Here is a 12,151-nt window from a genome sequence, read left to right as displayed (position 1 = left end):
AAGTGTTTCTTTGTTGATGAAAAAAGCGAACAAAGCACTTGCGTGCCCTGTTCGCTCTTTTGGTGCAGCCAGATTGCTGTCTTCGCCTTACTCGCCCAAGCTGTTCCAGAATGATTGGAACGCGCCTTTCTCCACTTCCAGGAATGCCGGAAGATTACCGTAACGCACCAGACCATCACCAAACAGAACCAGTGGGACCTGCGTTTTGTCTTCCAGTGTGAGATAGATGATCTTGCGATCCTCCTTGCCGTAGAGGTTCTCTTCCAACTCCGGGCTCGTTGCGATCGGTTTGGCAGCATTTAGCGATGAGATAAAGCTGTCCAGTGCTTCATCCGCTGCTAACGGTTGAAGCTGCTGCAATCCATTATTCCAGCTATTAAACGTCTCCCATTGCGCCGAGGCGATGTTGCCTTCGAGATGAAGCTTGCCGATCAGGTCGGCACCAGTACCAATGGTGATCCCGTTGTTCTTGTCAAATAGTTGAGCATACACCTGACCATCAATCTCGGTGTAGGACATGATGCGGAAGTCCTTGTCGTAGCCATTGACCGCATAGATGTCTGCTTCGCCAATGTTGGAAGCAAGCTCCGTATATTTTTCCTGGCCGCTCAGTTCATTGATGCCACCTGTTGTAGTGCCAAGCTTCTCACCACGCAGGTTGAGTGCATTTACGCCTTCAAGCAATGTTGGGGACTGTGTATATACGTTTCCTCCATACACAACCAGTTGCATCATATCAGCCATCGCGCCTTTGCCCTGTGAATTCGGCAACTCCATCTTCGGAATCACGACCGGGTCAAACGACGCGCCTGGAGTCACCGCTGCCACCTGTGGTGTTGGTGCGGCTGGTCCATTGAATTGTTGCCATACACTTGGCGCAGCCAATCCAATGCTGGCAGCGATAACAACACTTGCTGCAATGTATAGTGATTTACGTTGACGTTTTGGTCCCTGATGTTGCGTGTTTAAGGATTGCTCTACCCGTTTTTTCATTTGCTCGTTTGTTTTCATATGATCCACCGCTTTCTTGTAGTTTTGTTTGAATTGTTCTTCGTTCATTCCAGTTCCTCTCCTTCCAGCTCCAGTTTTAACAGCTGTCTTCCTCGTTTTAATCTCATTTTCACTGCTGATTCGCTAATCTCCAGGATCTCGCTGATTTCTCGGATCGGATAATCTTCGTAATAATACAGATGAACCACCGATCTATACTTGACGGGCAGTGACAGCACAAGTTCGATCAGCGCGTGATCTTCAGGGTTGTCTGTTGTAAGAGGATCTACTCCCTCCAGCTTGACCTCCCGTTTGCGCCAGCCTCTGCCTAATAAGGATTTGCAATGATTGGTGATGACCCGGATCAACCATGCTTTCTGGTGCTCCGCATCGTTGAACGTAGGGGCTTTTTCTATTAGTTTGATGAAGGTATCCTGAGTGGCTTCCTCCGCGTCTTCCCGTCTGCCGAGGTGCACCATGGCAATCCGGAACAGCGTATCCGCGTATGTCTCATAAACTTTCATCACATGATCGCCCAGCTGGGGCACTGATCGCTGCATGGTTGTTATGCCCTCCTTTATACCTCTAACACTCTTACGGACGGCATTTGGTCACATTTTGTTTTAGGATTTTTTTATTGATCCATTTCATTCAAAATGCAAAAAAAGAAAGCAGCTCCATGGAGAGGAGTTGCTTTCTTCATCTTCGTCTTTATTTTCATATAAAATGCATATCGTATCCCCAACTAGAATTTCTTCTGTAAAAGTTCGATATTATCTTCCAAGCTGCTATCTAGCTCTACGCCTACCTTCTGCAGTTTGTTTTGGTAATATGTCTTCACATCATCCCATTTATAGTACGGATAGGTCTTTGTTTCAATCGGGAACGCAATTTCTTCTTCATTTCTAAGCATTTTTACAAGAACATCCTTACCATTGGAATACAGAATCCATTGGATGTTTGCTCCCATCGGTGAGATGACCGAGCCGTTCCAGTTTTTGGTTACATCCTGCGGTTTGTCGAAACTCACATTAGCTCCTGCGACATCCAGGAATGAAGATAGTGGAATGATGGTTTCTGCGTGAGCAAAACGAAATATACCAGCCGTGTCTTTTTGCTGAATGGACTGGTCGGTAGACACGATCAACTCTTTGACCAGAGGTGCAATGATATTTTGCGGCAGATCCGTTGACGTTAAAGATGGACCTTTTTCATAAAAGTCATTGATATTATCAACGCTCTCGTACCATTTCAACTGATTAGCCGTGAAATACCGCCCGAATTCGAAGTCACCTTCTCCTTTAATATTCGAAGAAATGATGTAGAGTTCATATAGATTAGAAGCAGCCTCGGTTGGGTTGCTGAGCTTCACTTTTCCTTTCTCATCCTTCAATTCAAACTCTCCAGAATTCAATCTCTGATAAAAGTCTTCAGAGAAAAATTGCAGAAGGACCTCTTTTGCATAACGCGTTCCAGTGTTCTGTGTGACATAATCTTCGTATAACTTAACCCAGTCTCCATCTTCTACGTACTCGTTATACTTCGTAGCCAAGTCGTAGGGCCGTAGATAAGGGTCTTTCCCTTCTTCAAAGGCTGAAGCCAGAATGTCTACCTTGTTATCTCCCAAGCTTTCCTTTAACCCGTCTATAAACTGATCTCTGCTCTGCGGCGTTCGATCTTTGAAGGTTGCCTGAGCAATCACTTTTTTATCCGATGTAAATAGTTCTTTGAAATTCTGCCCAACTCTGGCCCCTATTCCTTTCAGTTCTTCTCCACCCGTAGTGGATAACAATCCATAATGATCTTTTTCAACCTTCATCAGATTGCCAATTTCCTTCTTCAGCTCTTTGCCCAGATTAGTGATCTGCCCGTCCTTTTCAGCGATGTCGAGCAGTTCAAATAACGTCTTGTCGTACTTGGAACTGGATAGATGTCTGGAACCATGTCTCCCTATGTAGTTAATAAATATGGGTTCATATCCACTAGGAGCTTTTGTATAACTTGTTTCCTTAAAAGGATATGGCGTTTTGGTACCGCGGTATCCCTGCTGATCGTTCATTTTTTGTCCAACAAACACCGATTGGGTGTTGTTATCCCAGTCTACCTCTTGCCCCAAGGCTTCCCCAATCGCTCTTGCAGGTACATAAGTGACTCCATTGTAGAGAAACGATTCGCCTTCCACCCTTTGACCGTTCACAACCACGTTAGCCGATTGTTCGGACACTTCGATCATGCGTTTGGAGCCTGCGCCATATACGTCAAACACACTTACAGACGTTAAAATGGCGAGTGATGCTACTGAAATCCCGATTTTTTTGATCATCATAATGAATAGTCTTCTCCTTATTTCGCCTGATATTGGTTTATTTTCGCTCATCATACTATAGGTGAGAAGTGTCTGCGCAGTATCCATCCTATGTTAATTGATTGTAAAAGAATACATATAAATATTGACGCAAAGTCTCATACGACAAAAAAGAGCCGCTTATTTAGCGACTCTGAATCAACATCACAGGCTATCTTGCTCCGAGACACATGAACAAAATAGTCATCACATGTCTCGCATTATCATAGCGCCCTGTATATTTTTATATCTATCCCTGACTCCGTCGGATGACCTTCTCCAATAAGTGTCTCACGGTTCAAGAAGGATAAGGCTTTGCTGTCTGTAATCATTTTGGGGGAAGTACGAAATAAAGCAGTTTTCAGCGTTTTATCAATATTTCCGTTATTTTCGATATAAATTTTGCAGGAACGCCCTGAGTTGTCGGTTCCTTGGAGCATGTATCTTGCCGACAGAGTATGCGGACCAGCATCCTTCCCGATGATCTGCGTATCCACTCCTCCACCCAGCACAGTTCCCTCAAAGTACTTTCCGGTTACGCTGCCTGTAAAAGTAATCATAACAACCGAATCATCTTCGCTATTCTGTAAATCAAATGATTTCTCAATGTTCACATGTACCGTAAACAATTCCTCTAATTTCACGTGTTCCCACCTCCATATGGATTCAATTATAAATCTACTCACTAAAAAAAAGATTTACATATTTCCTTCAAATCATTTAAAATGATTTACACAATGTAAAGGTTAACAAGATGTAAATGAAGGGGTTAATGACGTACATGAGTACATTACCAAAATCAGTTCGCTTACCACTGTTCATTCTGATGTTAAATCTGTTTATCGCTTTATTGGGGCAAGGGATGCTCATCCCCATATTGCCCGAGTATTTAAAGCTTTTTCATGCGGGAGGCACAGTAGCAGGATTTTTAGTTGCAGCCTTTGGTGCTGCTCAATTCTTCTTTTCACCTCTCGGGGGACAACTGTCTGATCGATTTGGACGCAAAAAGTTGATCATCGCAGGTATGTTTCTGTCTGTCATTTCAGATATCATATTTGCGCTGTCGACGTCATTGCCGTTCCTCTATGTCGCACGGTTTATCGGTGGAATCAGTCTCGGTTTAATGGTTCCTGCCAACCTCGCATATGTCGCCGATATTACAACGCCAGAGACACGTGCAAAAGGCATGGGCTATTTCGGCGCAGCTATGAACTTGGGGATGGTTCTCGGACCTGGTCTGGGCGGTCTCATCGCCGAGATGGGCATTCGCATGCCCTATTTCTTCGCAGCGGGTCTGGGACTGATTGCGGCCCTAATGACGCTGCTATTGCCCGAGACACTTCCACCGGAGAAACGAACGGTCTCCATCCGTCTTCAAAAAGGAGATCACTTGGGCAAGAAAATCTGGAGTTCATTTAAAGTCCCCTATTTCAAATACTTGATTGTGCTGCTCGTTATGACCTTTGGCCTTATGAGTTATGAGACGGTATTCGCTCTTTTTGCAGAGCAAAAATACGGATTCGACGCAGCTACGATCTCCATCATTATTACCTTGGGTGCGATTATCGGTATCATTGTGCAGATCTGGCTTTTAGATTGGTTCGTACAGAGAATCGGTGAAGTTAAGTTGATCCGTCTCTCCTTAATAGTCACACCCATAGCTTTATTGTTAATGTTAATTAAGGTCAACCTAGTTTTTCTGCTGTTCGCTTCTGCCTTATTCTTTGCCTTTAATTCGTTTTTGCGACCTTCGGTCAGCACGTTAATATCCAAAAATGCAGGAGATCGGCAAGGTTATGCATCGGGTCTGAATACTACATTTTCCAGTCTCGGAACGGTGATTGGCCCGCTGATTGCAGGGCTATTGTTTGACAAAAACATAAACTTCCCGTATATTTTTGGTGCAATTATGCTGCTCGCGTCTCTCGGACTTACCTTGAACGCATTTCGTTCGAAGAAAGGACAACGGTATACAAGTGAATGAAAACTGGCATCAACAATTGGGAAATAAACATCGTGATGATTTGATTGCAGCAGGTAAGGAGCTTTTTTTGAAATATGGATTGCTCCAGGTGAAGATTAAGGATGTCTGCACGAAGGCTGAACTTAGTAGAGTAACCTTTTATAAACATTTTCAGTCTATGGATGAGCTTCTTCTAGCCATTCAGATGCAACTGATCGAACATTTAACGGATGAGGTTAGCCGTGCATCAATGAAGGAAATGAACGGGCGAGAACAACTCACGGTCATGTTGAATGCATGGGTTGTTTATGCCCAGGATCATCCAGACTACATCCGGTTTATTCAATTATTTGATATCAACTATCAGATGTATGATTTTAGTTCTGAACTAAGAGAAGAGTATGATAAGTTCAACCATAATGGGAAAGAAAAGCATTTCCTGATGGGCGCTTTATCCCAAGGCGTTGTTGACGGTAGTATTAAGAATCCGTCCCCTCCGTTGGATCTCGCTCAGTTTATCTTCACAACGATGATGGGCATGCTCCAGCGCATGGTAACTATTCGTGCTGCTCAGGATAATTCACTGGATATGCGGATGACGGAGCAATTTGTGAAGATGCTACTCCAATTTGTTTGCAGCGAAGAACTACCCGAGTGATGGCACGGTAGATGGATCGGTGAAATCAAAGTTTAAAACAAAAAGACGGATTCCGTATGCTGGAATCCGTCTTTTTGTTCTTCATGAATTAAGCTTTAATCCGTTTGTACGGGCAACTGTCCTCCAGCTTTCAGTTGACCCAGTAAAACTTTGATCCCGGCAGACGTATTGGGCTCCTGCTTACCATACACAGCAAGCCCTGAGCGCACGTTCTGAAGATAGATCATCTCGTAAGGGTTACCCAGTGACAATAGCGTGTATCGCTGATTACTCTTGTTCATCGCATTAATCAAGGTTTGATAATCACTCCAACCGAACTGGCTGGCCACGTTACGGAATTGGTAAGAAGCAAGAATGACATAATTCGCCTTGCCAATTGCCTGGAGCGTTTCATTCATTTTGCCTTGACCAACAAGTGATATTTCAGTTTTTAACGACAGATTATTAGCGGCTTGCAACAGTTGCTTCTCAAGCTGTTTCGCCTGTTCCTGCTCGGCTGCAACAATAACAACCCGGTCGCCTTGTTTAATTGGATCAGGAAGCACACCTTCGCGACTGCTGAGTACAGTGACCGCTCGCTCTGCGATTGTCTGCTCCACTGCTCGGTGTGCCTTCGATCCGATGATACCTTTAAGCTGAGTTAGCTTTTGGGCAAGAGTTTGACTGTCTTCAAACAAACCATATTTCGCTTTCATCTTCAAGATTCGTTTCACAGATGCATGTATGGTTTCATCCTTGATCGTTCCATTGTTCACCGCGTTCACCAGCGTTTGATGGGCCGTTACTGAATCTTTTGGCATAAGGATGATATCAACACCTGCGGAAACGGCGCGTTCCACCGATTGACTCTCACCAAAATGCTCCGCAATTGCATTCATGGTAAAGGCATCCGACACGATGAGACCTTCGTATCCCAGCTCCCCTCGCAGCAGTCCGGTCAGTACCTTTTTTGATAAGGTAGCAGGAATCGGCACACGTTCACCGTCTTTGAGCGAAGTGACATGTTCGTTGTCTATGGCAGGGAAAGCAATATGCGCGGTCATAATCATCTCTACACCATTTTTGATTGCAGCCCGAAACGGTTTTAATTCTACCGCATCAAGCCTTTCTCGGTTATGGGCAAGAACAGGCATACCAAGATGGGAATCTACCGTTGTATCTCCATGTCCCGGAAAATGCTTCACTGCCGCCATCACCCCTGATTGCTGTAGCCCTTTTATCGTTGCCAGACCAAGCCGTGTCACCAAATCCGCATCCGAGCCAAACGACCGTATACCAATGATGGGGTTATCTGGATTGCTGTTGATGTCCAGCACTGGCGCAAAATTGATCTGCAATCCCAGTGCCTTCAGCTCCTCCCCAGTCAGCTGACCGGCTGCTTCGGCTAGTGTTGCATCTCCAGTTGCGCCAAGCGCCATTTGACCTGGCAGGTTCGTACCGCCTGGTATTCGCTTAATAACGCCTCCTTCTTGGTCGATGCTAAGAAATAGAGGAATGTCACCTGCTTCTCTTTGCATATCATGTGTGAACGTTGTAAGCTGCGTCACGTCTACAATATTTTTGTCAAAAAGAATAAGTCCGCCCAAGTCCTGATCATGGATAGTGCGTTTCAGCCCCTCATTAACGGTCGTTGTCGCTTTACCATTCCATTGCCTAATGTCAGGCATAAGCATCTGACCAACTTGCTCACTTACCGTCATATAGGATATCAGTTTGTCCCAATCTTGCGCCCGAATGGCCGCTTCACGTTCGAAGCGAATTACTCTCGCCATAAATACGGCATATTCAGCGCGCGTTACAGCTTGATTCGGACGGAAGGTGGCATCTGAATAACCGCCGACCAAGCCGTTTGAACTCATAATAAGAATCGGTGCTGCTGCCCAATGCCTGTCCGTATCTGTCCATTCTGCGGAGTTCTTACCTTCCGCTAGTGAATAGGCCCGTGTAAGGAAGGCCGCAGTCTCTGCGCGGCTAATCGGTGCGTCCGGACGGAAGGTTCCGTTAGGAAAACCACTCGCAAGTCCATTTTTAGCAGCTATCATGATTTCTCGATGGAAAGGGTGTGTAGTTGGAACATCCGAATAGGTTGTGCCTTCCACTGCTCTTTGAAGCTGATCTGGATAAAGCTCGCGAACCATAAAAGTGACGGCTTGTGCCCTTGTCACAAGTGCCTTAGGCTTGAAAATGCCATTGCCATATCCGGCTACTGTTCCCCGTTTCGCCATATACGTGATGCCATCCTCTGCCCACTTTGAATGTTTGAGATCAACAAACGTTTCTTCCGCAGCTGCCGTTCCCACCCCTATAAGCATAGAGCCGACAACGGCACCAATAATCGTCATCCATTTTACATGCATTTGTTTCACTCCTGTTGTATTCTATGGATGAATAGACGCTACTACGGTATAGTTTGTTGCGTTTTCATAAATTCAATAAAGTTGTATGCAAGTCATGACTATCCCTTCACGCCACCAATCGTCATGCCCTGAACAAAGTACTTCTGTAAGAACGGATACACCATCAGAATAGGGACACTTGCAATAATGGTCATGGTCGCTCGAATCGAGGTTGGTGTGACCGCCGTTGCATTGCTCTCGGCAGATTGATAAGCATCACTTGCTGATGAAGTCGCTGAGGTCGTCGAAGTTTGCAGAATCTTCATCAATTCGTATTGCAATGTGCTTAATTCTTTATTGGAAGAGTTGTACAGGAATACATCGAACCATGAATTCCATTGTCCCACAGCTACAAAGAGTGATACGGTTGCCATTGCGGGAATCGTTAACGGCAAGACAACTCGGATAAATGTCGTGAACTCCCCTGCCCCGTCAATACGGGCTGACTCCAGAATGCCTTCAGGAAGACCTTCAATAAATGAACGGATGACAATCATATTGAAGACACCAATTACACCCGGAATGATATATACCCAGAAGGAACCGATCAATCCAAGGTCTCGAATCAACAGATAACCGGGGATCAACCCCCCGCTGAAATACATGGTGAATACAAAAAACATCGTAACAAACTTGCGAAGCACAAATTCCTGACGACTAACCGTATACGCGAGCATGGCTGTGCAGAAGACGGACACCACGGTTCCAATGACCGTTCGCAGGGCCGAGATCAAAGTTGCGTGATAAATATCGGATTCGCCAAAAATGTATTTGTAATTGTCCAGTGTCCATACACGAGGCCATAGATATATTCCACCACGAATGGCATCATTTGCATTATTGAAGGATACGGCAATCATATTAACAAAGGGATAGATCGTCACAATCATCAGACATACCATGAAGATAATGTTAATGGTGTCAAACGCTCGATCCCCGGTGCTGCTATTTCGCAAGCGGGATGTCTTTCCTTTTTGCATGGCATAGGCCTCCTTTTAGAATAGTCTGCTCTCTCCCATTTTTTTCGCTATATAGTTCGCGGAGAAAAGGAAGATGAAGCTGACCACAGTTTTGAATATGCCGGCTGCTGTACCTAAGGAAAAGTTCCCCATCCCTAATCCATATTTCAGTACAAAGATGTCCAGATTCTCCGAATAGTCCATATTCATCCCGTTACCCAGCAGATATTGTGGTTCGAATCCGGATTCAAGAATACTTCCCATGTTCATGATCAACAAGATCACAATAACCGGTTTCAAGCCAGGCAGGGTGATATATAACATCCGTTTGAAGCGACTGGCTCCATCAATCTCGGCAGCCTCATATTGCGCAGGATCAATCGCCGTAATTGCCGCCAGATAGATAATGGTGTTCCAACCGACATCTTTCCAGACCTCAGTTGCCCCCAGAATCCCCCAGAAGTATTCTCCTTTCCCCATCCATAGTACCGGACTGTCAATCAGGTGAAGCTTCATCAGCAGCAGATTGATAATTCCGTCTGGTGACAGGACTGTTAATACAATACTGGAAGCAACAACCCACGAGATAAAGTGAGGCAGATAACTGACGGTTTGCACAAAACGTTTAAATATGACATTTTTCAGCTCATTCAACAAGAGGGCCAGTGTAATTGCTGTAACAAATCCCAACACAAGTTTAATGGAACTCATGACAAGTGTATTTCGCAGCACCCGGTAGAAGGTATTGTCCTCAAACAAGATACTAAAATGATGCCAGCCGACCCACTGCTGATCGGAGAAGGACCTCGCCGGTTTGAAATTCTGAAAAGCCATGGTCCATCCCCATAACGGCAGGTACTTGAAGATAAAAGCCCAGATGACAAAAGGAATACACATCCAGGCAAGTGTTCGTTGCTGCACAAGTCGCTTAAAGAACGAGTGTGCTCTGGTTCCCTTCGGACTCGAGGCTGGAGGCATCGAGTTAAGGGAGACATTTGGTTTCTCCACGGTGAACCTGCTCCTTTCCTATGCTGTTAATCATGCGAGGAGAAATCGGAGTTTATTCTCTTTCGTCTCTCCTGCGCACGTAACAGTTTGTTTTAAAGAGATTGTTCAAAAAGTCCGCTTTTGAACACGCATTTAAAGTGTTCGTATTACCATTTTCCTGCTACACGATCCTTCACAACTTTGGTAATGGTCGCTTGATAACCAGCTTTGTCCAATTTGTTTAATTCAGCCATGTAGGCATCCCACAGCTTATCAAAATTCGCTGGTGCTCCCAAGATCATTTCCGGTAAGTATTTACGTTGCAGATCATCCGATTTGGTAGTGAAGATCTGTTCAGGTGATCCTTGCTCCAATGCGATGGACCATGCGGGGAACCATGGCCGCTCTTCCGGTTTATTAAATAATTCACTAAAGGTTTGGATACCGTAAGCTTCAAGGAACTTATTGTCTCCCTCGGTGTAAGATGCAGCGGCTACTTCTGGCTGGTTGCCAGGGCTATAAGCGTTACCATCGGCAAGTGTAGATTCACCGCCATATCGCGGCCAGTCTGATCCGAAGTAGGTGAAACCGAATTTACGGCTCAGCTCCAGATCATCATGGGCTTTGCGTTGATCCTCATTTGCAAAATAAAATCTGCCCTTATCATCCACACTGTACGTCTCGTCCTTGATTCCCCATTGCACCAGAACCTGATTCTCTTCCTTCAGCAAATTATCGAAATATTTGATGATACGAACAGGGTCTTTGGCATTCACCGAGATACCTGTTGCATAGTTGTTGACAAAGCCCGGAGGATCAACATACTGATCCTTAATTCCTTCATCAAATACAATCGGAAGTGGTGCATAACGTTTCTCATCAATGCCTGCCGAGAGCAGGTTTTTCGACGCATCTCCAACCTGCCAGCCATAATTGAAGTATCCCAGCACACGACCCGAAGTCAGCTTGGCCAAATACTGGTCTTTGTTCATCGTAAACGATTCCGGATCAAGCATGCCTTGAGCATTGATCTCATTCAACTTCTGTATCCATTTTTTCTGGGCATCTGTTCCGGCGACAACTTTTGCCTCATGGGTAGTCATGTCCACCATGACACTACCATCGTTCGGATAACCGGCGAGATGCATCGCTGGATTTTGCAGCGTGAAGAAGTTATTAGCCACACCCGCAAGTGACACAAATCCGATTGTGTCTGCACCGTCGACAGTTGGATGTTTTTCCTTGTAATCCTGAATCAGATCAAAATATTCATCCAATGTAGTGATCTTGGGATAATCAAACTCTTTGAGCACAGATCGTTGAATCCAGAAAGCGCCTCCGCCCACATTTGGACTACCTGAATACTCACCCTGATTAGCCGTATAAGGCAGCGCATAGATTTTTCCGTCTTCGGCATTTTTCATTTTATCGAAATATGGTCCATACACCCTTTTGATATTAGGGCCGTATTCCTCAATCAGATCATCCAGCGGAATATAGGCCCCGGCATCCAGTAACTTGGACATCTCACCACTGGAGCTAATGACATCAGGATAGTCTCCACTGGCAATCATGACACCGGCTTTTGTAGCACTATCACCTACCAGATATTCCATCTTCCAGTCCACACCCGTCTGCTCTTGCAACGCTTTACCGATGGTTGTTTCGCTTGCCAGAACATCCTTCTTGCCTGGAGAGAACATGTAATACGAGAACGTGACTGGACTATTCTCATCATCACCTGTGGCTGAAGGCGATGATGACGAGTTGTTCTGACTGCACCCAGCCAGCAAAACTGTTAGTAATACAGCTAAACCCGCTGTTCTAAATTTCGGTTTTAACATGTGAATATTC

Annotated in this window: 10 protein-coding genes; 2 read left to right on the top strand and 8 right to left on the bottom strand. The window is 45.1% G+C overall.

Annotated elements, in window-relative coordinates:
• Window positions 1–87 precede the first annotated feature (87 nt).
• From NZ043_RS24345 to NZ043_RS24330, 4 genes are all read right to left on the bottom strand, one after another.
• Window positions 88–1,059: a hypothetical protein gene (locus NZ043_RS24345; protein ID WP_339309445.1), complete on the bottom strand. Its 972-nt coding sequence runs from the start codon at window positions 1,057–1,059 to the stop codon at window positions 88–90.
• A complete protein-coding gene (locus tag NZ043_RS24340; protein ID WP_339309444.1) occupies window positions 1,056–1,550 on the bottom strand; it encodes a sigma-70 family RNA polymerase sigma factor in 495 nt (164 codons plus the stop codon). The genes NZ043_RS24345 and NZ043_RS24340 overlap by 4 nt, the downstream gene beginning before the upstream one ends.
• A 185-nt stretch (window positions 1,551–1,735) precedes the next feature.
• A complete protein-coding gene (locus tag NZ043_RS24335) occupies window positions 1,736–3,316 on the bottom strand; it encodes a histidine-type phosphatase (protein WP_339309443.1) in 1,581 nt (526 codons plus the stop codon).
• A gap of 242 nt (window positions 3,317–3,558) precedes the next feature.
• Window positions 3,559–3,978, bottom strand: a complete 420-nt coding sequence (locus NZ043_RS24330) for a DUF3237 domain-containing protein (RefSeq protein ID WP_091030436.1) — start codon at window positions 3,976–3,978, stop codon at window positions 3,559–3,561.
• Window positions 3,979–4,115: 137 nt separating this feature from the next.
• Here NZ043_RS24330 and NZ043_RS24325 point away from each other — a divergent pair, with 137 nt between their 5' ends.
• Window positions 4,116–5,318 carry an MFS transporter gene (locus NZ043_RS24325; protein ID WP_091030439.1) on the top strand — a complete coding sequence of 401 codons (1,203 nt, stop codon included), beginning with the start codon at window positions 4,116–4,118 and terminating at the stop codon, window positions 5,316–5,318.
• Entirely contained in the window at window positions 5,311–5,955 is a 645-nt protein-coding gene (locus NZ043_RS24320) for a TetR/AcrR family transcriptional regulator (RefSeq protein ID WP_091030440.1), read from the top strand. The genes NZ043_RS24325 and NZ043_RS24320 overlap by 8 nt, the downstream gene beginning before the upstream one ends.
• Window positions 5,956–6,050: 95 nt before the next feature.
• Here NZ043_RS24320 and NZ043_RS24315 read toward each other — a convergent pair whose 3' ends face one another.
• From NZ043_RS24315 to NZ043_RS24300, 4 genes are all read right to left on the bottom strand, one after another.
• On the bottom strand, window positions 6,051–8,312 hold the full coding sequence (locus NZ043_RS24315; protein WP_339309442.1) for a glycoside hydrolase family 3 N-terminal domain-containing protein: 2,262 nt from the start codon (window positions 8,310–8,312) through the stop codon (window positions 6,051–6,053).
• A gap of 98 nt (window positions 8,313–8,410) precedes the next feature.
• Window positions 8,411–9,331 (bottom strand): carbohydrate ABC transporter permease, encoded by a 921-nt coding sequence (locus tag NZ043_RS24310; protein ID WP_091030445.1) that lies wholly within the window; start codon window positions 9,329–9,331, stop codon window positions 8,411–8,413.
• A gap of 15 nt (window positions 9,332–9,346) precedes the next feature.
• Window positions 9,347–10,288 (bottom strand): ABC transporter permease subunit, encoded by a 942-nt coding sequence (locus NZ043_RS24305; protein WP_051153902.1) that lies wholly within the window; start codon window positions 10,286–10,288, stop codon window positions 9,347–9,349.
• A gap of 176 nt (window positions 10,289–10,464) precedes the next feature.
• Window positions 10,465–12,141: an ABC transporter substrate-binding protein gene (locus NZ043_RS24300; RefSeq protein ID WP_339309441.1), complete on the bottom strand. Its 1,677-nt coding sequence runs from the start codon at window positions 12,139–12,141 to the stop codon at window positions 10,465–10,467.
• Window positions 12,142–12,151: the final 10 nt, after the last annotated feature.

The sequence above is a fragment of the Paenibacillus sp. FSL k6-2145 genome (genome assembly GCF_037976585.1).
Lineage (GTDB): Bacteria > Bacillota > Bacilli > Paenibacillales > Paenibacillaceae > Paenibacillus.
Note: the sequence above shows the minus strand (reverse complement) of the source record. Positions and strands in the feature narration are given on the sequence as shown.